The sequence below is a fragment of the Brevibacillus sp. NL20B1 genome (assembly GCF_018195675.1).
In the GTDB taxonomy this organism is placed as follows: domain Bacteria; phylum Bacillota; class Bacilli; order Brevibacillales; family Brevibacillaceae; genus Brevibacillus; species Brevibacillus aydinogluensis.
This window is the reverse complement of the sequence record NZ_JAGTPT010000002.1, coordinates 155,498-180,290: the sequence shown is the minus strand read 5'-3', so window position 1 is coordinate 180,290 and position 24,793 is coordinate 155,498. Positions and strand designations below refer to the sequence as shown.

Annotated in this window: 20 protein-coding genes; 19 read left to right on the top strand and 1 reads right to left on the bottom strand. The window is 58.2% G+C overall.

Annotated features, from left to right (window positions below):
- Positions 1–25 precede the first annotated feature (25 nt).
- From KDN35_RS02555 to KDN35_RS02535, 5 genes are all read left to right on the top strand, one after another.
- Positions 26–1,579 carry a tetratricopeptide repeat protein gene (locus KDN35_RS02555; RefSeq protein WP_212132000.1) on the top strand — a complete coding sequence of 518 codons (1,554 nt, stop codon included), beginning with the start codon at positions 26–28 and terminating at the stop codon, positions 1,577–1,579.
- Between the two features lie 46 nt (positions 1,580–1,625).
- Positions 1,626–4,508, top strand: coding sequence for an ATP-dependent DNA helicase DinG (dinG, locus tag KDN35_RS02550; RefSeq protein ID WP_212131999.1), 2,883 nt, complete (start codon positions 1,626–1,628; stop codon positions 4,506–4,508).
- A gap of 90 nt (positions 4,509–4,598) precedes the next feature.
- On the top strand, positions 4,599–5,492 hold the full coding sequence (locus KDN35_RS02545) for a ComEC/Rec2 family competence protein (RefSeq protein WP_171564941.1): 894 nt from the start codon (positions 4,599–4,601) through the stop codon (positions 5,490–5,492).
- Between the two features lie 17 nt (positions 5,493–5,509).
- Positions 5,510–6,133: a redox-sensing transcriptional repressor Rex gene (locus KDN35_RS02540; RefSeq protein ID WP_171564940.1), complete on the top strand. Its 624-nt coding sequence runs from the start codon at positions 5,510–5,512 to the stop codon at positions 6,131–6,133.
- Between the two features lie 15 nt (positions 6,134–6,148).
- Positions 6,149–7,447: an amidohydrolase gene (locus tag KDN35_RS02535; protein WP_212131998.1), complete on the top strand. Its 1,299-nt coding sequence runs from the start codon at positions 6,149–6,151 to the stop codon at positions 7,445–7,447.
- Between the two features lie 82 nt (positions 7,448–7,529).
- On the opposite strand, the gene KDN35_RS02530 is transcribed toward KDN35_RS02535, so the two are convergent.
- Positions 7,530–7,691 (bottom strand): hypothetical protein, encoded by a 162-nt coding sequence (locus KDN35_RS02530; protein ID WP_171564938.1) that lies wholly within the window; start codon positions 7,689–7,691, stop codon positions 7,530–7,532.
- A gap of 133 nt (positions 7,692–7,824) precedes the next feature.
- Here KDN35_RS02530 and KDN35_RS02525 point away from each other — a divergent pair, with 133 nt between their 5' ends.
- The 14 genes from KDN35_RS02525 to pepF all read left to right on the top strand — a co-directional run bounded on the left by KDN35_RS02525 (position 7,825) and on the right by pepF (position 24,721).
- Positions 7,825–8,508, top strand: a complete 684-nt coding sequence (locus KDN35_RS02525) for a hypothetical protein (RefSeq protein ID WP_171564937.1) — start codon at positions 7,825–7,827, stop codon at positions 8,506–8,508.
- A gap of 28 nt (positions 8,509–8,536) precedes the next feature.
- A complete protein-coding gene (locus KDN35_RS02520) occupies positions 8,537–9,016 on the top strand; it encodes a cell wall elongation regulator TseB-like domain-containing protein (RefSeq protein ID WP_171564936.1) in 480 nt (159 codons plus the stop codon).
- 175 nt (positions 9,017–9,191) lie between these two features.
- On the top strand, positions 9,192–9,719 hold the full coding sequence (locus KDN35_RS02515; RefSeq protein ID WP_171564935.1) for a hypothetical protein: 528 nt from the start codon (positions 9,192–9,194) through the stop codon (positions 9,717–9,719).
- Positions 9,712–11,223: an AAA family ATPase gene (locus KDN35_RS02510; RefSeq protein WP_171564934.1), complete on the top strand. Its 1,512-nt coding sequence runs from the start codon at positions 9,712–9,714 to the stop codon at positions 11,221–11,223. The genes KDN35_RS02515 and KDN35_RS02510 overlap by 8 nt, the downstream gene beginning before the upstream one ends.
- Before the next feature lie 212 nt (positions 11,224–11,435).
- Positions 11,436–14,228 carry a WIAG-tail domain gene (locus tag KDN35_RS02505; protein WP_249178865.1) on the top strand — a complete coding sequence of 931 codons (2,793 nt, stop codon included), beginning with the start codon at positions 11,436–11,438 and terminating at the stop codon, positions 14,226–14,228.
- Positions 14,229–14,456: 228 nt separating this feature from the next.
- Positions 14,457–15,746: an asparagine--tRNA ligase gene (gene asnS, locus KDN35_RS02500; protein ID WP_171564932.1), complete on the top strand. Its 1,290-nt coding sequence runs from the start codon at positions 14,457–14,459 to the stop codon at positions 15,744–15,746.
- Between the two features lie 125 nt (positions 15,747–15,871).
- Positions 15,872–16,567 carry a DnaD domain-containing protein gene (locus KDN35_RS02495; protein WP_171564931.1) on the top strand — a complete coding sequence of 232 codons (696 nt, stop codon included), beginning with the start codon at positions 15,872–15,874 and terminating at the stop codon, positions 16,565–16,567.
- Between the two features lie 202 nt (positions 16,568–16,769).
- On the top strand, positions 16,770–17,129 hold the full coding sequence (locus KDN35_RS02490) for a hypothetical protein (RefSeq protein WP_171564930.1): 360 nt from the start codon (positions 16,770–16,772) through the stop codon (positions 17,127–17,129).
- Positions 17,110–18,303, top strand: coding sequence for a glycosyltransferase family 4 protein (locus KDN35_RS02485; RefSeq protein WP_171564929.1), 1,194 nt, complete (start codon positions 17,110–17,112; stop codon positions 18,301–18,303). Before KDN35_RS02490 ends, KDN35_RS02485 begins: the two co-directional genes overlap by 20 nt.
- A 123-nt stretch (positions 18,304–18,426) precedes the next feature.
- Positions 18,427–19,473: a glucose-1-phosphate thymidylyltransferase gene (locus KDN35_RS02480; RefSeq protein WP_171564928.1), complete on the top strand. Its 1,047-nt coding sequence runs from the start codon at positions 18,427–18,429 to the stop codon at positions 19,471–19,473.
- Positions 19,470–20,291 (top strand): glycosyltransferase family 2 protein, encoded by an 822-nt coding sequence (locus tag KDN35_RS02475; RefSeq protein ID WP_371808871.1) that lies wholly within the window; start codon positions 19,470–19,472, stop codon positions 20,289–20,291. Before KDN35_RS02480 ends, KDN35_RS02475 begins: the two co-directional genes overlap by 4 nt.
- A gap of 120 nt (positions 20,292–20,411) precedes the next feature.
- Positions 20,412–21,488 (top strand): glycosyltransferase, encoded by a 1,077-nt coding sequence (locus KDN35_RS02470; protein WP_171564927.1) that lies wholly within the window; start codon positions 20,412–20,414, stop codon positions 21,486–21,488.
- A gap of 9 nt (positions 21,489–21,497) precedes the next feature.
- Positions 21,498–22,787, top strand: a complete 1,290-nt coding sequence (locus KDN35_RS02465; RefSeq protein ID WP_212131996.1) for a UDP-glucose dehydrogenase family protein — start codon at positions 21,498–21,500, stop codon at positions 22,785–22,787.
- A gap of 122 nt (positions 22,788–22,909) precedes the next feature.
- Positions 22,910–24,721, top strand: coding sequence for an oligoendopeptidase F (gene pepF / locus KDN35_RS02460; protein WP_212131995.1), 1,812 nt, complete (start codon positions 22,910–22,912; stop codon positions 24,719–24,721).
- Positions 24,722–24,793 lie beyond the last annotated feature (72 nt).

Below are 24,793 nucleotides of genomic sequence, written 5' to 3'. Positions count from 1 at the left end.
CACGCCACAAGGGGGTGGCTTTTTTATGAAGCTGGAAGAATGGTTCTCTGCGCTGCGTTCCAAAGCGGAGACAATCGAACGGAAGTGGCCGACGGCGTCCCAGGATGAAAAGCTCCGGCTCGCCGAAGAGTTGTTTGAACTGCGCCAGGTGAGTGATCGGGTAGTCGATCTGTGGCTGCAGTTTGAGGAAAAGCTGTCCATTGCGATTCGCCATATCAAGCAGCTGGAGGGAGAATACCCGCAATTGGAGGGTGAGTATCCGTCTGCTGATGCAAGTCAACCGGGCGCAGCCGCGCCGGCGATGGAAACTACGGACGTCAACGCATCGTCGGGGACACAACATGACGATGTCAGCAGCACGGCCGCCGTAAACCTGGAAACGTTCCCGGCAGATGTGGCCGGTCGTCCCTTTGAGCACATGTACCGCAAAGGCGAAGGGTTTTATCAGCTTCGCCTCTATCAGGACGCCCGACAGTGCTTTGCCGAACTGCTCAAGGAATCGCCGGACTGGGAGAGCGGTCGGCTGTATTACGCCTACAGCCTGTTGTTTTCCGAGGCGAGAGAGGAAGCGCTCCGGGAATTCCGCCTGCTCAGCCGCTCAGCCCAATCGCCGGTGGTGGCGGCGATCAGCTACAATGCGATCGGCTGCATGCTGGCGGAAGAACGGCAGTGGCTGGAGGCGGCACAAGCCTTCAAGACGGCGCTCGAACACCATCCGGAACAGCGGGAGGCGCGGTTTAACCTGGCGCTCTGCTACCTGCAGGACGACGATGTGCAGGAGGCGCTGGAGACGATCGAATCGCTGCTTCACGAGGGGGATTCTGACTGGGAAGCGCAATTGCTCTGGTTGAGGGCGGCCCGCATCCTGCAGGCGCGTGACGAGTCGGCGCAGCCGCTGCCTCCGGACTTGCTGAAACTGCCGACGCGCAAGCTGGACAGCGAGACACTGCGGGAGATGGCCAGCCTCTATGAATCGTTGGGCAACTATCACCGCGCCCAGGTGTGCTACCACTTTTTGGTAGAGCGATTTCCTCGCGAAGGGTGGGCGTGGCACGGATTGGCCTGGAACACCTGGTTAATCGCCGGCACGCGGCGGGCGCTGACCCTGATGAAAAAAGCGATCAGCCTAGCGCCGGACAATCCCGACTTTACCTTCAGCTACGGCTGGATGCTGCTGTTTGACGGCCGGGTGGACGACGCGCTGGCGACGTTTCGCTCGATCCTAAGCAACCAGCGGGATCACCGGCTGGCCCAGTCCGGACTGATCACCGCATACGAGCGGCTGGGGGACACGCTGACAGCCAAGCGATTGGCCGCGCCGTTTACCGAGGACGGTGATCCGTATATTCGTTCGCTCGGGTATTACCATCTCGGCCGGATTGCCGTTGCGGAGGAGAATTGGCGGCTGGCGGAGCACTATTTTCGACGGGTGCTTCCCCACAGCGGCCACTTTCAGGAAATTCCGCTCTACCTGCAGTTGTGCGCCGCCAAACTTGGGGGACCGACGGTCGCCAGCGAGCTTTTGCAGCCGGAGACAGTGACCGGAGCAGGAATATGTACGGACGCTGCCGAATGCTAGGGAAGCGGACGCCCTACTGTCCGCGCACGTACGAGGTGACAAGAGATTGAATCGTTTTATCGTCGTAGACTTTGAGACAACGGGAAGCCACCCGCGGCAGGGGGACAGCATCATCCAGATTGGCGCCGTCGCCATCGACGACGGGCAGATTACGGAGAGCTACTCCACCCTGATCAATCCCGGGCAGCCGATCCCGCCGTTTATTACGCAGTTGACCGGCATCACAGACGACATGGTGGCAGATGCCCCCTCGCTGGAGGAAGCGCTCCCCAGGTTCCTGCGCATGCTGGAGGGGCGGGCTTTTGTCGCTCACAATGCCGCATTTGACCTGCAATTTTTGCAAGAAGCCCTGCTGAGCCAGGGCTATTATACGTTTGACGGATATGTGCTGGACACGGTGGAATTGTCCCGCTTTTTGATGCCGATGCAAAACAGCTACCGCCTGGGGGAATTGGCCGATGACCTGCAGATCGAACACGACCGTCCGCATCAGGCGGACAGCGACGCGTTGGCGACGGCCAGGCTGTTTTTGCATCTGTTGGACATCCTGCGCCAACTTCCGTTGGTGACGGTGCAGCGGCTGCAAATGCTCGTTTCGTCGTTTCGCACTGACATCGACGTGCTGCTGCGCCACATTGAGATGGAAAAGCTGGCGGAGGTGCCGCTTTTGGATGAATCCGGCACCAGGGCAGACGAGTCAAAGCTGTGGGACGTGTACCGCCAGCTTGCCCTGCGCAAACGGGACGGACGTGCCAAGGCGCCGCTTGCCCGGTCCGACTCGCCGACAAAACCGTTTGCCGAGTTGCTGGAGCAGATGCTGGATGAACAGGCGGCGCTGGGGCGCAACCTGCCTGGCTATCAGCGGCGAGAAGCGCAGGAAGCGATGATGCGCGCGATCCATGACGCGATGAGCGATGGTGCCCATCTGCTGGTGGAAGCGGGGACCGGGACCGGCAAATCGCTCGCCTACCTGCTGCCCAGCATCGTGTGGGCCAAACAGAATCGTGAACCCGTGGTGATCAGCACGCACACCATCCACCTGCAGGAGCAGTTGTTTCATAAGGACATCCCTGCACTGAAACAATCGCTGCCGTTTGACTTTGAGGCGGCCACGCTGAAGGGGCGGGGCAATTATCTCTGCTTGCGCAAGTTTGAACAAAGCCTGGAGGAACCCGTGGAGGGAAACAGTCAGGAACTGCGCCTGGTTAAAGGGCAAATGCTCATCTGGCTGACCCAGACGGAAACGGGCGATGTGGAAGAGCTGAGCCTGCCCGCCACCGGACAGTTGTACTGGCAGCAGGTGAACAGCGATGCCGCTTCCTGCCTGCACAGAAACTGCCCGTGGTTCAGCCGCTGCTACTATTTCCAGGCCCGGGAGCGGGCGCGGGACGCGGACATCCTGATCGTCAACCACGCGCTTTTAATCAGCGATTTGCAGGCAGACAGCCGGATCCTGCCGCCGTATGAGACGGCAGTAATCGACGAGGCGCACCATCTGGAAGAGATCGCTACCGCTCATCTCGGCAAGCAGTTGTCCACAGCAGGAATGATGTTCCTCCTGGATCGGGCGGCAACGGAAGAAGGCAGCCTTGTGCGCCGCTTCACCGCCGAACTGCTGGATTGGCAGGCGGATGAGGGGGGCAGAGTCGCGGAGATCCTGGAAGAGATGGACGGGCTGTTCCCCGCGCTGCGCGAAAAGGCGTTGCAGTTGACTCAGCTGCTGTACAAATGGGCGGCGGATCGGGGAGAGGAGACGACCGATACCGGGCATGAAACCGTGCGGTACCGCAAGGAGTCGTTTTCCGGCCGACACGAGCGGATTCGCAGAGCGGCGCGCCGGGTGATCGATGCCCTCACGTCGTACACCGCTTTGATCGACCGCCTGCTTGCGTGCATCCCCGCCGACGAAAAACCGCCGTATGAGCTGCGCAGCCTCAGGACGGACGTGTCAGGCCTGGTGGACGAACTTCAGGAAGCGGCCGAACTGCTTCACTTTTTTTTGCTGGAACCGGACACGGCGTACGTCTGCTGGATGGAAGTGGAGGCCCGCACTCCGCGCAAGCACGTCTATTTGCACGCCGCACCGCTAAACGTCGCCGATGTGCTTGCCCATCCGCTGTTTGCCGCAAAACGCAGTCTGATTCTCACCTCGGCCACCTTGACGGTGAAGAACAGCTTTACCTACATGATCGAGCGGTTTGGCCTGGACCGGCTGCCGGAGGAGAAGGTCCGCACCCTGACCCTGCCCTCCCCGTTTGCCTATGAGGAACAGGGACTGCTGTTCATCCCTTCTGATTTTCCCACCCCGGGAAAAGAAAGCGACGAACACTACCTGGAAGCAGTCGTGCAGGGCTGCCTGGACGTGATCCGCGCCGCCGGTGGTCGAACACTGATCCTGTTTACGTCTCACTCGATGCTCCGCCAGGTATACCAGATGATGAAGGAGCAGTTGACGGACGAGCCATACACCCTGCTTGGCCACGGCATTGACAGCAGCAACCGCAGCAAGCTGGTCCGGCTGTTCCAACAGCTGGAACATAGCGTGCTGCTGGGGACCAGCAGCTTTTGGGAAGGCGTGGACATCCCCGGCGAAGCGCTCAGCTGCCTGGTCATCGTGCGGCTTCCCTTTACGCCGCCCAACCACCCTGTATATCAGGGGAGAGCGGAGCAGTTGAAAGCAGTCGGGAAAAACGCCTTCATGTCGCTGGCTCTGCCGCAGGCGGTGATCCAGTTCAAACAGGGCGTCGGCCGGCTGATCCGGCATCATTTGGATCGCGGCGTCGTGGTCGTGTTTGACGCACGCATCATCGAGTCACGCTACGGCCGGGCGTTTTTGCAATCCCTGCCGCCGTTTCAGGTGCAGACGGGCACCTGGCCGGAGCTCCGTGAACGGATCGGTCCGTTTCTGGCCCAAGAGACCGGCACGTAACGAAAGGCGTTGAGCGCCGGTCTGCATGCAATCCTGGCGAGGCTCATAAAATGAAGCAATAGTCTCGCAGGGATTTAGGTGATAGAATAAATGCTGGGGATTACGCGTAAGGCTTGTTGGCTGCTGCTGTGCGTCGTGCTGTTCGCCGGCTGTTCGATCGACAGTCATTTGCAGAACGCGGTGAAGGTGGAGGACCCCTACGCCAGCGACGACGAACGCGAATTTGTCGGGCTGGTGATCCACTTTCTCGCCCTGCCGCATGGCGAGAGCACGCTGATCCGACTGCCAAGCGGAAAGACCATGCTGGTCGACACGGGAAGCGCGGAAGACTGGCCCGTCTTGTTTGGCTTGTTGTCCGAGCAAAAACTGACGCGGCTGGACTACGTCGTCGTGACCAACGATCAGCCGGAACAAGCGGGAGGCTTTGCCTTCCTCAGTGACCGGATGCTGGTGGATACGGTCATTCTGCCCCGTCTGATCGAGCCGTCGATTCGCGGGTTTGTCCCGCTCAAAGGGGACAAGAAGCTGTTGCCCGTCGCGGACGGCGACGCGATCAGACTGGACAACGACGTGGTGTTGGACGTGCTTCATCCCAGCGAACCGCTGTTTTTGTCTCCGCAGGACAATTCCCTGGTATTCCGGCTGCGACACGGCCAGCTTCGCTTTCTCTTCGCCAGCGCCATCAATGAAAAGGCGGAAGAGCGCCTATTGGAGCAGTACGGCGGGCAGTTGAAGGCGGAAGTGCTGAAGGTGGCCGACCAGGGGAGAAATCAGGCCTCTTCCCAGCCGTTTCTCTCCAAGGTGGACCCGCAGGTGGCAGTCATTCTGACCGGCAAGTCCCGAAACGAGCTGAAAGACAGCCAGGAGGAAGTGCTGGAACGACTGGGCGAATCATGGGCGGAGACCTTCATCACCAGCCAGCACGGCACGATCACGATTCTGTCCAACGGCCGCGATTACCGTGTCGTCAAGCGAAAAACGTAAGGAGGGAGGACCGTACGGTGGCCAAAAGTGAAAAAATTTCAGAAGCGGTTGTTCGCCGTTTGCCGATCTATCTGCGCTATTTGAGCTATCTGCAGCAAGTGGGCGTGACGACGGTATCCTCCCAGCAGATGGGCAAAAATCTGGACATCAACCCCGCCCAAATCCGCAAAGATTTAGCCGCGTTCGGCGATTTCGGCAAAAAAGGCATCGGCTATGACGTCAACTACCTGGTGGAAAAAATCCGCCAGATTCTCAAACTGGATCAGGAAATCCGCGTCGCGCTCGTCGGCGCCGGCCATCTCGGCCATGCCATCAGCAATTACAATGCGTTCCTGAAGGATCAGATACGGATCGCGGCGATTTTTGACAGCGATCCGGCCAAGCAGGGCAAGCAGATCGCAGGGATCACGATCCAGCCGTTGGAAGAGCTGAAAGAGACGGTGAAGGAGCGTCACATTCGCCTGGCGATCATTACGGTCCCGGCTGCCGCCGCACAATCAGTGGCCGATCTCTTGATCGAGGCGGGGATCGAAGGCATTCTCAACTTCGCGCCGACGACCATTCGGACGGAGAAAGAGGTGCGCATCCACTATGCGGATGTGACGTCCAGTCTGCAAAGCCTGGCTTATTATCTAACGTAAGAACGGAGTGGTACGATGAAACAGACGATCTTGACTCACGCCACCGTGATCACCGTAAACGAACAGAACGAAGTGATTCATGATGGGGCCGTCGCGTTTGTCGGCAGCACGATTACGTACGTTGGGCCGACGCCTGAGGATGTGTCCGGCTACGACGAGGTGATCGACCTGAAGGGCAACTACGTCCTGCCGGGCCTGATCAACACGCACGGCCATGCGGGCATGTCGCTGTTGCGCGGATACTCAGACGATCTGCCGCTGCAGCAGTGGCTCGAAGACAAAATGTGGCCGCTGGAAGCGCAGTTTACCGGCGACCATGTGAAATGGGGCACATACCTGTCGCTGATTGAAATGATTCGCACGGGGACGACAACGTTTGTCGACATGTACGACCACATGGACGAAGTGGCGAAAGCTGTGGAAGCAACCGGGATGCGCGCCCGGCTGTGCCGCGGCATGATCGGCCTCTGCTCGGAGGAAGAGCGGGCGGCAAAACTTGAGGAGGCCACCGATTTTGCCAAAAACTGGCACAATCAGGCGGACGGCCGCATCACCACGATGCTTGCACCCCATGCGCCTTACACCTGCCCGCCGGAATTTATCATGCAAATTGTGGAACGGGCAGAAGAGCTTGCTTTGCCGATTCACATCCACATGTCGGAAACGAAGTGGGAAGTGGGGCAAAACGAGCAGGATTATGGCCTTCGTCCGGTCGCCCACCTGGAAAAACTGGGCGTGTTCCGCCGTCCGACGCTGGTAGCACATGCCGTCCATTTGACGGATGAAGAAATAGATGTATTGGCAAACTATCAGGTGAAAGTCTCCCACAATGTGGTGAGCAACCTGAAGCTGGCCAGCGGCGTGGCGCCGGTTCCCAAAATGTTGGCGAAGGGGATCAGCGTTTCGCTGGGTACAGACAGCACCGCCAGCAACAACAACCTGAACCTGTTTGAAGAGTTGAAGCTGGCTGCCATTCTGCACAAGGGAGTGAGCTACGATCCCGTTGCCGTTCCGGCGGAAGAAGCGCTGCGCATGGCTACCCGCTACGGGGCGGATGGCGTGTTCCAGCCGGATGCGCTGGGGTCGATTGAGACTGGCAAGCAGGCCGACCTGATCGTCCTGGACAGCCATCAGGCCCATTTCCATCCCGCTCACAACCCGGTCTCCCACGTGGTGTATGCGGCCAATGGCCGGGACGTGACCGACACGATCGTGGCCGGCCGGTTCCTGATGCGCAACCGCGAGCTGTTGACTGTGGACGAGGAGCGCGTGATTTTTGAAGCAAACCGCGTGTTCCAAACGCTGAAACGGTAAAAGTCTCCTGTCAGGGCAAGTGACAGGAGAAGGGGAGCGTAGGTGTAGGTAGGGGAAGTTTTGTTTGGACGCCATGCCACGCTCATTTTTTCCACACGTCCGTAAGCGGGGCGTGGCGGAACTTAAGTGTGGGCGAGTGGGTCAAGGTTCTCAGCGGCGACGACAACGCTGCCCAGGAGACGCGGTATTCCTGGAGCAGATACCCTAGCACGTCAGGAGATGTCGTTCGTTGCGACGGTTTCACGCGCTCACCTCCTCGGGGTGTATCTGTAGTATGACCGGGACGACCGGGGGTATGTTTAGCAAGTTTTCCGTAGCGTTCTAAAACCTTCCCGCCGCACATAGGGTAAGGAAAAACGGGACAGGAGGGGAAGGACATGTACGTCCGGCCCAAGCAGCTCTGGTGGCTGATCCCTGTTTTTCTCGGCCTGTTTTTCCTTGGCGTGTCGCTGGGGGCACTGCACAACCGGCACGACGGGAAGGTGACCATCATGGCGGAGGCGGAACGTGCGGAAGCGGATCGGACGGTCGTGGCCGCTCTCTTGGACCAGCTCACCGGGCAACAGGAGAGGCCGTTTGAAGTATTGCTCAAAGATCACGTCCTGAGCGGACGCTACCAGGGACAGCAGTTTCAAGTAAGCGGGGAGTTTGACGGTCACCACATGGAACTTAGGCGAAGCGGACAGGATGTCAGCGTGAGCGTGGACGGCCAGGTGCAGGACCACACAGCGCTGCCCTATGCCCTGTTTACGCCCCACGAGCATGCGGCACTGTTGAAAGCTCACCTGCACTCGGTCACGCCGCTGGCCGTGTCGGACCCCTCCAACCGGGCGTGGCAGGGGTACCGCTTGTCCATCCCGGCTGAAGAGGTCAGCTCGCTTTTGGCGACGTGGCTGGGACCGTCATTTCCCATCCAGGAGGCGGAAATGGCCCGCCAGATTTCCGTCGATTACCATGTGTGGTACGATGGTGCGACACGGGAATTGCGGCAGTTGGACGTACTGCTGCAAATGAAGACACCGGCCGGCACGAAGCAGGACCAGCTTCGCTTCCGGCTGTAACGTATGGAGGATAAAGGGGATTGTCATTGTGTTGGTACGAATCATAATAGGGGCTGTAGCCGTTTGTCTGGTGGTCACCCTGGGTGCCGCCTATCACTTGACGTCCACGGTCGTGGGCAAACGGCACGACTTCGAAGACCAGGTGCGGCAGTGGGTACAGGAACGGACGACGATCACCGAGATCGATGTGATTGACGAGTACCGCAGCAAAGAGTCCTACGCCGTCGTGCTGGGCAAAAACAAGGTCGGAACACCGGTAGTCGCATGGTTGACCGCCGACAAGGCCGTGTTTGACACGATGGACAGGGCGGTCAGCCGGGAAAGTGTCGAAGAGGCAGTCAAAAAAGGCTTTCCCGATGCGCGTGTGCTGCACATCGTCCCGGGGTTGGACGAAAACAGCCGCTTCTGGGAAGTCACCCTGCAGGATCGTGACGGCCGCTTTCACTATCTCCACTACGACCTGTTCAGCGGCAAGCTGCTCACCTCTTACATCGTCTCGCCGGCGTAGGCCGGATGCAGATGTACAGATGTACGCTCAAAAGGCCTTTTTCCAAGTGAAAAAGGCCTTTTTGCCGTTCTGCTCGGGGCCGGGTATCCAACATCTGCATACAAAAAACGCTATACGGATGTGATATACTGGAACCGTTGACTGAGCGCACAATACAACAAAAGGGGGAGTAGCTGTGCAACTGCGAAAACGTGCAATTGGCCTCTCGCTGCTGGCGACGCTCACTCTCCTGTTCGGTGGTTGGTTTTTATACCAAAAAATGGAAGTGGAAACACCGCTTCGCACCCATATCGGACAGATGAAGTCAGCGGAACTGACGCACTTGGATGTTAGCAAGGATCGCATTGAGATAAAGCTGCAAGTGACCCGCCCGGATTTGTTCCCGCAGGAATACCGCCGCTTGCTCCAGGAAACTGCCGACCTGGCTCGGGGCAAGACGGTGGAAGTTGACGTGGACAACGATTCGCAAGACCTGGAACAGATTTGGATGGATGGGTTATTTTCCTTTACGGAAGCGCTGGATTTGCATCAATACAGCCGCATTCCGCAGATGTTGACGGAGTGGAAGACCGCTCATCGGCTGGATGAAGCGTCCGCACTGATGGACGACCGCAACGTCTACGTCTACTTGAAAAAGGGGAAGGACGACTTCTACGCGATCATTCCCCGTTCGGCCGGAAACGAGGTGACGATGCATGGGTAAGGAAATCTTGATCGGCGTGGTTCCCGGCATCCTGATTTTTCTGCTGTTTCTCGGTGTCAACATTACACCGTTTCTCTTGTTTGCCGCCGTCTTGACGGCCATGTATTTTCTGATCGTGCGGCAGAATCAGGGAAAACTTCCGTTCGGTGGAAAGTCCCAGCCGAGCAAACACGCTGTACCCGCCTCCAACGTGACGTTCGCCGACATCGGCGGACAGGAGCGGGCCAAAAACGAGCTGAAAGAAGCGCTCGATTTTCTCGTGCACAAGGACAAAATTGAGCAGTACGGCATTCGCCCGATCAAAGGCGTGCTGTTGACAGGTCCCCCGGGGACGGGGAAAACGCTGATGGCCAAAGCGGCTGCCAATTACACCAATTCCGCGTTTTTGGCTGCGTCCGGTTCCCAGTTTGTGGAGATGTACGTCGGGGTGGGTGCTCAGCGCATTCGTGATCTGTTCAAGGAAGTCAAAGCCCTGGCGGAAAAGAACGGTCAGGACAGCGGGATCATTTTCATCGACGAAATTGACGTGATCGGCGGCAAGCGCGACGGTCAGCAGCAGCGCGAATACGACCAGACGCTGAACCAGCTGTTAACCGAGATGGACGGCATCGCCACCAGCGACAAGCCGCGCATCCTGCTGATTGCCGCGACCAACCGCAAGGACATGCTGGACCCCGCTCTGCTGCGTCCCGGACGCTTTGACCGGCACATCAGCGTCGATCTGCCGGACAAGACTGCACGCGAGCAGATTCTGATGATCCACACCGCCAACAAGCCGCTTGCTTCCGATGTCTCGCTGGACAAAGTGGCGCAGGAGACGTTTGGCTTCTCCGGCGCGCAGCTGGAGAGCGTGGCAAATGAAGCAGCAATTTACGCCATGCGCGACCAGAGTGAGATGATTGAGGCGCGCCACTTTGCGCTGGCGGTGGACAAGGTCATGCTGGGGGAAAAAGTGGACCGGGAAGCGTCCCTGGAAGAAAAGAAACGGGTGGCGCTGCACGAACTGGGACACGCGATCGTCAGCGAACACGTGCGCCCGGGTTCTGTCTCCCAGGTGACGCTGAGTCCTCGCGGCAAAGCGTTGGGGTACGTCCGTCAAAATCCGCTGGAGGATCGCTACCTGTATACCAAGGAAGCGCTGGAACAGCAGATCATGGTCTGCCTGGGCGGCGCCGTTGCCGAAGAAATCTACTACGGCGGCCGGAGCACCGGCTCCAAAAACGACTTTGAGCAGGCGCTGAACATGGCGACGGAGATTGTCCAAAGCGGGATGTCCCGCTTGGGGATTGTCCATTTGCAATTCGCAGACAAAACGCACATTCACGAAGAAGTAAACCGGTTGCTGGAGGAACTGCTGGAGAAGACGCGCGCGCTGCTGCGCAAATTCGACTCCGTGTTCCAGATTGGCCTCAACACGCTGCTGGAAGAGGAAGTGCTGCATGGCGATGCGTTCCGCCGCCTGCTGGCCGAAGCCCGGCAATCGTCCAAGGAGCTGGCGGTTTGATCCGCCGGCTTTTTTGTGTTTCTACAATCTCTGGCAGGGAACAGGCCGTGCCGGTTTTCCGCTGTTCAGACCAGTTGTCGTCTCGACTTTTTTTGCAGGACAGGGTACCCAACCCCGCCCGTGTTGAATATCCTACAAGAGCACATGGGAGTGACATCAGAAGGGAAGGAGACCCAATGGCAAAAGTAAACCGGAGAAAACAGCACAAATCCTTGGGAAAACGCTCGAAGAATGAGTCGTTCGAGATTCCCTTTCTGCCGCAGACATCAGAGTTGGTCTGGCTCGAACGGCTGGAGTCGGAATTGACGGATGAAGACGATTACGAGGATTTTGAGCCGAAATCGTTCACAATCACCAACAAAAGCAGTGACGTCATTCCGCCCCTGCACAATGTGCCCCCACAAAACGTTTCCTCCAATCAAACAACGTTCTCCAAGATCATCAAGGAGCGGAAACAGGAGCAAGAATATTCCTTTGTCTACACGGACGATCTGAGCGACCAGGCAGTGACGACCGAAAAGATTGCGAACCGGGCGATCGACGCTTCCAAGATCAAGCCAGGCTGCATCGACAACACCCTGCTGAAAGACTACGCCGTCGACAGCGCCAAACTGGCCGACAACAGCGTCACGTCCGGCAAGATTGCCCCGGAAGCCATCCAATCCATCCACATCGGCAGATACGTCATTACGGGTGAGATGATTCAGGACCGCACCATTTCCGGTGACAAGCTGATGAACAACAGCATCACATCGGAAAAGCTGGCAGACAAGACGATCGACTCGATCAAGTTTGCCGAGGGAGCAATCCAGACCAAGCACATTCAGGAACAGGCGATCACCAGCGAACTGATCCAGGATCAGGCGATCACGTCGGAAAAGATCAAAATGGGCACGATTCAAACAGGCAATCTGGCCAACTACATCATCAATTCCGTCAAGCTGGAGGACGGTGCTGTCACGACCGACAAACTGAGGGACGCGTCAGTGACCGCAAGCAAGCTGGACGAGGAAGCGGTCGAATCCCAGCACATCAAACGCGGGGCAATTCTGCACGAACATTTGGCAGAACGTGCTGTGGACAGCGTCAACCTGATGCCGGGCTGCGTTGGGGAGCAGCATATTGCCCATCTGATCATCGGCCCTCACCATCTGGCTCCGGAGGCGGTCAACAGCCAAAAGCTGGCACCGTTCGCGGTTCAGTCGGAGCATTTGGACAGCGGTTGTGTCACCAGTGAAAAATTGGCCAAGGGAGCTGTCAGTGGTGTCCATCTGCAGGCAGGCGTGATTCAAACCAGTCACCTGCAGGACAACGTGGTGACCAGCAAGAAAATCGGCGACCAGCAGGTGACCACCAGCAAACTGGCCCATCAGGCGGTGGAAGCCGACAAGCTGGCGCCGCGCAGCGTCTACGGTGTCCATGTGGCCGATGAGTCGATCGAAGCCAGACACATCGCCGAAGGGGCGATCACCAAGGAGAAGCTGGCCAGGAGCGCAATTGAAGATGTCCATCTGCGCGAGCGCATTATCAGCAACGTTCATTTAAAGGATCACATTATCCAGACGAACAACCTGGCCGATCACGTGGTGACCACGTCGAAGTTGGCGAGCGAATCTGTCTCCACTGACAAAATCACGGACCTGAGCGTCACCACCCCCAAACTGGCGGACGGGGCCGTCACATCGGCGAAATTGGCTACGGAGGCCATCAAGGCACGTCATTTGTCAAATGGCGTGGTCACCTGGGATAAACTGGCCGAGAAGTCCGTGCATGCCCAGCATCTGGTGAGCGGCTCCGTGCACAACGAACACATCCTACCAGGCGCCGTGACGGGGGAAAAGCTGGCCGACAGCAGCGTCACCCGGGAGAAACTGGCGGACGGCAGTGTGGATGGCACCAAACTGGAAGCCCGTTCGGTGACCGGAGAGCACGTGGTGAAAGGCAGCCTGACCGGTGAGCACCTGGCTCCCGGCAGCGTGACCGGCGATCTGCTCACTCCCCAGATCGTCGACAGCGACCATATTCGTCCGCAGGCGATAGGCCCTCAGCATCTCCAGCCGCAGTTGATCACTTCTACATTCCTGGCCGATCAGGCGGTCACCCGGGAAAAGTTGGCGGCACGCAGCGTGGACGGCGATAAGCTGGACGTGTTTGCAGTGTCGACAGATCACATCGTGGACCGGTCGATCAATCGGGATAAGCTGGCCAACGGCTCGGTTCATGGCGAACACCTGCAGCGAAAGAGCATTGCGTCTCATCATCTGCAGGAATCGATCGTGTCCGCTGTCCATCTGAAGGCGGACGCCGTGACCGAGGAGAAACTGGCTGCGGCTGCCGTGACCGAGGAAAAGCTGGCTGCCGGTGCCGTGACGGCGGAAAAATTGGCGGCTGGTGCCGTAACTGCCGAGCATTTGGCTGAGAACGCGATCGTCACGCAGCATCTCGCCGATGGTGCTGTCACACCGGAAAAGCTGTCGTTTCGGCCGCTGGAATCCGGCAGCATACAAGGGAACACCCTGCAGCAGTTCGGAATCGTTCCGTTTCACCTGGCTACCGGGGAAAAGTCGACAGATGTGACCATCCGGCTCAACGTTCCCTATGCAGATCCCCATTACTGCCTGATCGCCATGAGCAATCAGTTGGGATGTTGTACATCGCTCAAATTCACGAACCGAACGTATGCCGTCGTGAGCGTGTTCCGCACCGATGAAGGCCAGGAGACTTCTGGCGTATTGCAGTGGATTGCGGTCGGGGAAAAGGGAACGGCGCAGACGTTGTACGAGGAACAGCCGATTGTGTTGGCGGAGGAGGACGTAGAGCCTGACGTCGACCTGAGTGCAGAGGCACAGACGGAGGAGGCTGCTGTTGTCCACGCCGAAGACGCCGGACAGACCGAAGATGCGCCCGAGACTGACAGCCATCCCGTATTCGCAGATGAGCAGGATGCCGAAAACGAACCAGGCAACGTATATTCCGTCCATCCGGATGAGACGGAGCAGCACTGACAACGGAGAAGCGGGCCCTCTCAGGCAGGGAGGGCCTTGTTTTTGCGCTCGTGCACCTGCAGGCGGGACAGTTGCTTCGCGTGCGCGTTTTGTTACCATAATATTTTTACGGTAACCTTGGTCCTAGTCAGTCTTTCATTGAATTTATACATACCCGATAGTATAATTGATTCGTTACAACCAAGTCGGAATTTGTTTTGAATGGGATATTGGAGGGAAAACAAGCCGATGATGACGACCATTGCCCAGATCGGGCAGCACGTGGGACAAGAAGTGCGACTGGGCTGCTGGCTCTACAACAAGCGCAGCAGCGGTAAAATACAATTCCTGCAGCTTCGCGATGGCTCCGGCTTTATTCAGGGCGTCGTGGTTAAGGCCGAGGTGCCGGAAGCAGTGTGGGAAGCGGCTTCCAAGCTGACTCAGGAAAGCTCTCTGTACATAACCGGTGTCGTGCGCGCTGACGAGCGGGCCCCCAGCGGCTATGAGCTGACTGTCACCGGAATCGACATCATTCAACTCGCGCAAGATTACCCGATCTCGCTCAAGGAGCACGGCGTTGACTTCCTGATGGACCATCGTCACCTGTGGCTGAGAACACCGCGCCAGCGGGCCGTGATGGCGATCCGTTCCGAGGTGATCCGCGCTGTTACTGAATTTTTCCATCAGCACGGGTTTTACAAAGTGGACCCGCCAATTCTCACGCCGACATCCGCAGAAGGAACGACCAACCTGTTCCACACCAAGTATTTTGACGAGGATGCCTACCTGTCGCAATCCGGCCAGCTTTACATGGAAGCGGCCGCCATGGCGTTGGGGCGTGTCTATTCCTTCGGACCGACGTTCCGTGCGGAAAAGTCCAAAACGCGCCGCCATCTGATCGAGTTTTGGATGATCGAGCCCGAGATGGCCTTTGTCGATCACGAAGAAAACCTGCGCATTCAGGAGGCGTTTGTCTCCCATATCGTGCAGTCCGTCCTGAAAAATTGCCAGCGTGAACTGAAAACACTGCAGCGCGACACCAGCAAGCTGGAAAACGTAGTGGCTCCGTTCCCGCGCATCACGTACGATGACGCGATCAAGCTGCTGCAGGAAAAGGGCAGCGACATCAAGTGGGGCGACGATTTCGGCGCGCCGGACGAAACGATGATCGCCGAGCACTTTGACAAGCCGGTCTTCATCACCCACTATCCGACCGAGATCAAAGCGTTCTACATGAAACCGGACCCGAACCGTCCGGAAGTGGTGCTTTGTGCCGACCTGATCGCGCCGGAGGGCTACGGTGAAATTATCGGCGGCAGCCAGCGGATTGACGATCCGGTCCTGCTGGAGCAGCGCTTCGCCGAACACAACCTGTCCGAAGACGCCTACAAGTGGTACCTCGATCTGCGAAAATACGGCACGGTGCCGCACTCCGGATTCGGCCTCGGTCTGGAACGGACGATCGCCTGGATTTGCGGACTTGACCACGTGCGCGAGACGATCCCGTTCCCGCGCATGCTGTACCGTCTCTACCCATAATGCCCCAACCGTTATGCGGCAGCGCGGCTGCCTGACGGCCCGACACCCTGTTGCCGGTGGGCGGCAGGGTGTTTTCTTGTTTGGATTTGCCGGATGACCGGCCTGTCAATGAGGTGAATGGTTTCATGGACCCCCATATTTTGCAACTGCTGCAAGAAGGCGCGACATCCGTCTCCAATCTGCTGCTGAAGATGTACAAGCGCATGTCTCTGTCCGACGAGGAGATGATGCTGATTATCCACCTGCTGTCGTTTCAACAGGAGGGGAAGCGGTTTCCCACCCTGCAGGAACTGGAAGAGCGCATGTCCCTCACGCCTGCGCGGCTGATCCAGACGCTGCAAAAGCTGTTGAAGGAAGAGTGGATCAGGATTGACGAATACATTGACCAGCAAACGGGACTGCGCCACGAGCAGTACAATTTGACGCCGCTGTACCGCAAGTTGTACCAGAGCTGGCGTGAGCAGCTCACGGCTTCCCGCATCGTCGACTCGGTGGCAGAACCGTTTGCCGAGGCGGCCGCGGCGTCTTTCGAGGAGCCGACCGACCTGTACAGCCGGTTCGAACAGGCCTTCGGACGTCCCCTGTCTCCCTTTGAAATCGAGACGATCCACATGTGGGTTGAGCAGGATGGCCATGCGGAGGAATTGATCCTGACCGCCCTTCGGGAAGCAGCAGCCGTGGGCAAACTGCACATCCGCTACATCGATCGGATTCTCCTGGAGTGGCAAAAACAACAGATCACCAGCGTGGAGGAGGCGCGGCATTACAGTCTGCGTTTTCGGCGACAGGCCCCCTCGCGCGATTACCGGCAACCGCTGTGAGCACGTAAGTCACAGCGGTTTTTTTGTTGGGCACGTACCGGTGTGAATGGCTGCTGTCGTTTCGCGGCTGTACACGTACCCATTTCCGCGTCGTTTCATACCATATTACGAAATACGTGACGTGTGCCCGTGCGGCATCGGTTTGGACGGGTAACATGGTGACCCGCTGCCGCCGGGGCACGCAGGTTGGAGGTATGTTGCCGTGGAGAAACGAAAACGAGGGGAACCGCCCCACTGGGTCATGCCGGGCGTCTTTTCCGGTCATGTCATCGTCGAGGAAGCCGTCGAACGGGTCACCTCCGTCAAACTGCCGGAGTTGCTTCCGTTTGAAGGGCAGGCGCCGAATGAGCAGGTCAAACAGCCCGAGGAATCGACGTGGAAGGAGCGGATCGAACAGCTCGAGGCGCAGGTAGCTGAGCTGAAGCAATCGCTCGCCGCCTGGGAGGAACGTTTCAAGGCGCTGGAAGCCGAACAGAAACGGGATTGTGAGTATCTGTACCAGGTCGTCCTCTCCTTGAAAAAAGAGTGGGAGAAAGAGCGAGATGAACATCGCGATCATTAGCCCCGGTCCGTTTTCCGTACCGCCAGTCAAGGGCAGCTCCGTAGAGCACGATATAGACGAAGTGAGCAAAGTGTTCGGGCCGCAGCATCAGGTGACGATCTACACCCGCACGTGTCCCGACTACCCAGAGTCCACTCGGGAGAGACACCGGGAGTTCGTCCGCTTCGACTACAGCGGCCCTGGCCCATACCTGCGCAGCGTGATCCGCGATCTGCGCAAGCGGCAGCCGGATGTGATTCTGGTGGAAAACCGGCCGCATTATGTACCGGCGCTGCGGCGCCATTTTCCCCGTGTGCCGATCGTTGTGAACATGCACTCCCACGTCTACGCGTCCCCGCCGCTGATCAGCGCAGAACAAATGCGGCGGGTAGGCCGGCTGGCAGACGGCATACTCACGAACAGCGAGTATTTGCGCAGCCATTTTATTGAGAAACTCCGGCTGCCCGCGGCCAAGGTGCACGCTGTACACCTCGGGGTGGACGTCACCCCCTATCAGGCAGCCCGAAAAAGCCGCGCGGTGAAGAAACTGCGTCGGCAGTTGGGGCTGAAGTCGCATCATCGGGTGTTGGTCTACGCGGGTCGGCTGATTCGCGAAAAAGGGGTGCACGTATTACTCAGAGCGTTTCGGCACGTGCTCGAAAGGGACCCAAAAGCCCGGTTGGTCATCGTCGGAGGGACGGGATACGGCAGCAACCGCGAAAATGCCTACGTGCGCCGTCTGAAAGAACTGGCGGCTCCGCTGGGCGACGCAGTGATCTTCGTCAACTTCGTACCCAGCGCGCAGATGCCGCTGTACTACCAGATTGGCGATGTGGTGGCGACACCGTCGGTATGGCAAGAGCCATTTTGCCGCGTCAATCTGGAAGCGATGGCGTCCGGCAAGCCAGTCATCACCACGCCGCGGGGGGGCATCGCGGAAGTGGTCAACCACCTGGGCAGCGGGTTCCTCATCCCGCCCGAGGAGTGGTCACAGGAACTTCCTTCCGTCTGGGAGTCGCTGTGGAGGATTCCCCGTTTCCGTTCTGACATGGGAAGGCGGGCGCTGATGCGAGCCAGGCAATTTTCCTGGCACACGACCGCCCAGGAGTATCTGCGTGTTTTCGAGGAAGTCATCGCCAAACGAACAGGGCGAAAGCAGGCACAGAGCAGGCAGCCGCTGCGCAGCATCGGCTGAACGGATGACCGATTGGAGGGGATGGTCGCCCGTTCTTTTGCGGTTGAGGACGTAAGCCCTGCTCGGAAGGGAAAAGCCGCATACCTTATAAGTATCGCAGAGCACAACTGGGGAGTGATTGTCGTGAAAGGGTTAATCTTGTGTGCTGGACGCGGCACCCGCCTGCATCCCTTTTCCTATTCCCAACCCAAAACCCTTCTCCCTGTGGCCAATCACCCGGTATTGCATTACTGCATACTCAAACTGCGTGAAGTGGGTGTGCGTGATATCGGAATTGTCATACAACCGTCCCAAAAGGAAATTCCACAATATGTTGGTGATGGTAGTCAATTTGGGGCTACCATTACCTTTCTTGAACAACAAAAACCATTGGGAATTGCCCATGCCGTGCAGCTGGCGCAGCCGTTCCTGCGTGACGAACCGTTTATCCTGCTGTTGGGCGATAATCTGCTGATGGATTCCTTGCACGAGCTGACGAAGACCTTTACCCGCACCGGGGCGGACGGTGTCGTGATGCTGAGTAAGGTGGACCGACCGCAGGATTACGGGATCGCGGAAATCCAGGATGAGCGTCTGGTCTCCGTAGAGGAAAAGCCGCAGCGTCCCAAAAGCAATCTCGCAGTGATCGGCGCCTACCTGTTTACCCGCCCGATTTTTGCAGCAATTGCCACCCTGCGTCCGTCCAAACGCGGTGAGTACGAAATCACAGACGCGATCCAGTCGATGATCGACAGCGGCTATCACATTGCCCATACCGTTACCCACCGACAATATACGGATGTGGGAACGATTGAACGCTGGCTCGAGGCCAACCGCTGGATGCTGACACAGGAGCTCGGCGTCCGGCACGAAATCGGCAGCGACAGCATTGTGGAAAACTGCACCATCATCGGTCCGGTGTTGATCGGGAAGCGCTGCCGGATCGAAAACTGTCGGCTGGGTCCCTATGTGGCGATACAGGACGGCGTTCAGTTGAAAAACTGCAAGCACATTGAAAACAGCATTCTGCTCGAAAACAGCTCCCTCAATGACGTGGAATGGCCGGTGACCAACAGCGTGTTTGGCCGTTCATCCCATCTCGCCGGCAGCGGAGCGGACAGCAGTGGGGTGTTTATCCTCAGTGACAAATCCTCCATCCGCATGCCCAGGGCGAAGGGGAGTCCGCCATGACGACAATGCCGCCCAAGCCCACTACGTTCACTGTCGTCATTCCCACGTACAACCGGGAAGCGTTTATCGACAAGGCGATCCGCAGTGTGCTCAAGCAGACGTGTACAGACTGGAAACTGCTGATCATGGACGATGCGTCTACAGACCAGACGTACGAGAAGGTCGCCCCCTATCTCACAGATCCTCGCATCCAGTATTTCCAGATGGAGGAGAACTCCGGCATTTCCAAGGTGATGAACCAAGCGCTGGCGATGGTGGATACGCCGTTTTTGGTCCAGTTGGATTCGGATGACTGGCTGCCGCGTGAGGCACTCTCCATCCTGAAGCGATACATCCGCAAAGACAAGAAGAACACGGCGCTGTTCTATGGAAACGTGAAAATCTGGCGGGTCAAGCGCGAGCGCTGCTGCGATCCGTTTATCATCACCCACAAGCAATTTCACAACAAATACGACTTTTTGCAGTACAACCGCTGGATGGTGGCGCCGCGGTGCTATCGGGTAGAGGCGTTGCGGGAGGTAGGAGGATGGGATACCTCTGATCCGTATGAGGGACGGATCATGGAAGACCGGCGAATGATTCTCCGGCTGATCGAACGGTATCCCGTAAAGTGGATCAACCGCATGCTGTACAACAGGACCAAGCACCGGGGTCAGCTTACCGACAAGGAGATGAAATCGAAACGGAACCGGCTTCGCAGAGAGACCTTTCAGTACTATCTCACGCGCTGGGGGGGCAAGTACAAACCCGTCTACGGCTATAAAGGCGGGTATCTCATCATCAAGGAGCTGCAGCGAGTGAGGCGGTCACACAGATGAGGACCGTGCCGGCCATGTGTTGGCAGTGGGAGGGATTCTTCGTCTGTCCGCCACAAACCGCAGCGCAAGCACATGCGCACCGTTCAAAACGGCTCACAGATGTAATCGGGAGGCCATCGCATGCATCGGGTTCTTGTTTACCGGCGCAAATTCCTGCCGAAAAGCGAAACCTTCATCTACGAACAACTGCTTGGCCACCAGCGTGTGCAGCCGGTCGTGCTCACGCGGCGGCAGTGCAACCGCAAGGATTTTCCCTATTGGCCCGTGTACGTGCGCAGGCGGTTTAAGGGTCTTGCCGGCTGGCTGAAAAAACAGAAGTTTGCCTGCCTGCACGCCCGGTTTGGCACGGCCGGAGTGGAGCTGCTGCCGCATGCGCGAAAGGCGAAACTGCCGCTGATCACCTCCTTTCACGGATTTGACGTGACCAAACGCGTGCAACAGGACAGCCGCTACCGCCGCGCGCTGAAGCGGCTGTTTCGTCACGGAAAGGCGTTTACGGTCGTCAGCAAGCACATGAAGCGGCAGCTGATCCGACTCGGCTGTCCGCAAAAAAAAATCACCGTGATCCGCTCGGGGATTGATCTGGGCAAATTTCCCCTGCAGCCTCCGCAGCCGGTCGTCGACGGGGCGTTTCGCCTGCTGAGCGTCGGCCGTTTGACCGAAAAGAAGGGGATGGACACACTGATCAAGGCGTTTGCCCGCATTCGCCGCAAGTATCCCCGTGCGACGCTGACGATTGTCGGGGACGGGGAAGAGAAGCAGAAACTGCGCCGCCTGATCAAACGCCACCGCCTGCAGCATGCTGTTACGCTGCGCGGCGCCCAGCCCCATCACGAGGTTGGGCGTGAACTGGCGAACTGCCATGTGTTCGTCCTCGCCTGCAAAACGGCGAAAAACGGCAATCAGGAAGGCATCCCCAACGTCCTGATGGAAGCCATGGCGGTCGGCAGACCAGTCATCTCTACCTATCACGCAGGTATTCCCGAACTGGTGAAACACGGCAAGACGGGATACCTCGTGCCGGAGCGGTCCGTCGCCAAGCTGGCCAAGATGATCAAACGCGTGCTGAAGGAGCAGGACCGATGGCCGGACGTGGTGATCCGGGCGAGAGAACAGGTGGAGCGCCGCCACGATATAGAGAAACAGCGCGCAAAACTGGAAGACTTGTATCTTCGCGTACTGAAAAAGCAGCGATGAGGTGAAAGCATGGAGGTAGCCGTAGTAGGTACGGGATACGTGGGTCTGACGACGGCGGTGTCCTTTGCCTTGCACGGACATCGGGTGACGGGGGTGGATGTCGACGCGGCGAAAATCAACCGCTTGAAACAAAAAATCTGCCCCATCTACGAACCTGGTCTGGAGGAAGCGTTGGCCCGGGCGATCGACAGCGGCGCACTTCGCTTTGCCGCCAGTCTAAAGGAGGGCGCACGCGATGCGGATGTGTTGTTCATCTGCGTTGGCACGCCGGAAGCAGCCGACGGTTCAGCCGATCTGTCCTATCTGTTTGCCGCCGTGGATGATATTCGCGCCCTGCAGGCGGATGTGCCGAAGCAGCGCACCGTGGTGATCAAAAGCACGGTTCCTGTCGGCACGGCCGATCGCGTGGCCGCCCTGCTTGCCGCCTGCGGGGGGATACACGTGGCGTCCAACCCGGAGTTTTTACGGGAAGGAAGCGCCTTACAGGATGCGCTTTCGCCGTCCCGCATCGTGATCGGGGCCGACGCGGATGAGGCGTTTGCCGTCCTCAAGCGGTTGTACGAAGGGGTAAAGGCACCGCGCGTGTTCACGACGCGAGCCGATGCGGAGCTGATCAAATACGCGTCCAACGCGTTTTTAGCCACGAAGATTTCGTTTATGAACGAGCTGGCCCGGCTGTGCGCGGTTCTGGGCACGGACGTGCAGACCGTAGCCCGCGGGATGGGGCTGGACAGCCGGATCGGGCCGGAGTTTTTGCAGGCGGGGCTGGGCTTCGGCGGGTCGTGTTTTCCCAAGGACACGATCGCCCTGCTGCAGCTGGCCAAACAGCACGGCGTCTCTCTCTCCATCCTGGAAAAGGTGCGGGATTTGAATGCGACGCAGCCGGACTGGTTTATCGCTCGGCTGCGCGATCGGCTGGGGACGCTGCACGGCAAGCGGATTGCCGTGCTGGGCCTGGCGTTCAAACCGAATACGGACGACATCCGGGAAGCTCCGTCCCTAAAAGTGCTGAATGTTTTGCTCCGTGAAGGGGCAGCGGTGTCGGCGTACGATCCGGTGGCGTCTCCGGCAGTCGCCCGGCTGTTCCCTCAGGTGACGTACGCGTCCGATCCGTATGTAGCGCTCCAGGCTGCGGATGCCGCCGTGCTGGTGACAGAGTGGAAACAGTGTGTAGACCTTGACTGGCAGCAGGTGAAGGCGGTGATGAACGCTCCCGTGCTGTTTGACGGGCGCAACGCCTGGCCGGCCGATGCGCTGTCGAAAGCCGGTTTCGTCTATGTCGGCGTGGGCAGAAGCTGACTTTTCCGTCGAGAAAAGTCAGCTTTTTGCGTACGGAGCTATTTGAACCGAATGGTAGAATGCGCTACCATACACTTATGGAAGGGTTCCCCAAGGAGAGAAAATACAAGGGAGTGATCGCGGTGAACAATAGCAAAACCCTGCCGAAGCGAAGCGAGATTCCGGCTGAGTACAAGTGGCGGCTGGAAGACATCTACAAAAGCGACGCTGACTGGGAGAACGACGTCCGCAAAGTAAAGGAGATGGCTGAGCAGATCGCAGCCAAGAAAGGCACGCTGTCGCAGGACGGCCAACAACTGCTGGACGTTCTGAAATTGCAGGACGAACTGCTGATGACGCTCGACCAGGTGTACGTGTACGCCCGCATGCGGCGTGACGAAGACAACACCAACAGCACCTACCAGGCATTGACCGACCGGGCGACCGCCCTCAGCACGCAGGTATACGGAGCGATTTCGTACATACAACCGGAGATTCTGGCGATCCCGACCGAGCAGTTGGAAGCGTGGATCAATCAGGTGCCGGGACTGGATCATTACCGCATCCTGCTGGACGAAATCACCCGCTTCAAGCCGCATACGCTGTCGGCCGAGGAGGAGGCGATCCTGGCCAATGTCAGCGAGATTGCTTCGGCGCCGTCCAAAATTTACGGGATGCTGAACAACGCCGACATCAAATTCCCGATGATCACCGATGAAAACGGCGAAGAAGTGGAACTGACCAAAGGGCGTTACGTCCAGTTCATGGAGTGCAAGGACCGCCGTGTGCGCAAGGAAGCGTTCGAGGCGCTGTACGCCACGTACGACAAGCACCGCAACACGATTGCCGCCTCGCTCACATCTGCGGTCAAGGCGGACGTGTTCTACGCCCGCACCCGCAAATACCCGTCCGCCCTGTACGCCGCCCTATTTGCGGACAACGTCGACATTTCGGTGTACGACAACCTGATCGCCACCATCCGTGAGCACCTGCCGCTGATGCACCGCTACATCGCGCTGCGCAAAAAGATGCTGGGTGTGGACGAACTGCACATGTACGATCTCTACGTGCCGATCGTGCCGGAAGTGGAGATGAAGATTCCCTACCAGCAGGCAGTGGAGACGATCAAGGAAGCGCTGCGGCCGCTGGGAGAGGACTACGGCCGCGTCCTCGCCGAAGGATTTGCCGGCGGCTGGATCGATGTATACGAAAACCAGGGCAAAACCAGCGGCGCGTACTCCTGGGGAGCGTACACGACACATCCGTATGTGCTGATGAACTACCAGGACAACGTCAACAACATGTTTACCCTGGCGCACGAGATGGGGCACGCCCTGCACAGCTACTACTCCAATCAGACGCAGCCGTACACCTACGCCGACTACAAGATCTTCGTCGCCGAGGTGGCCTCTACGCTGAACGAGGCGCTGCTGATGCACCACCTGTTGCAGACGACCACGGACAAAAAACAGCGGATGTACCTGATCAACTACTATCTGGAGCAGTTCCGCACCACTGTCTTCCGCCAGACCATGTTTGCCGAGTTTGAGAAAACCGTGCACGCCAAGGCGGAACAGGATGAACCGCTCACGGCCGACAGCCTGAGCGAAATCTACCGCGAGCTGAATGTGGCCTACCACGGGCCGGAGATGGTCGTGGACAGCCAGATTGATCTGGAGTGGGCGCGCGTTCCCCACTTCTATCGCAACTTCTACGTCTACAAATACGCCACAGGGTTCTCTGCGGCCACATCGCTGGCCAAACAAATTCTCGAAGAAGGACAGCCGGCGGTGGAGCGGTACCTGCAGTTCTTGAAGAGCGGCAGCTCCGACTACCCGCTCAATCTGCTGAAAAAAGCGGGCGTCGACATGACCTCGCCGCAGCCGATCCGCGAGGCGCTGAGCGTCTTTGCCGAGATGCTCACGGAGATGGAACAATTGGCGGGAGCAAACTAAACGAATGTGCAAAACCGGGACAGCGTGTCCCGGTTTTTTTGCTGCAGCGCGAATTTGTTCCAACTTTTTTTA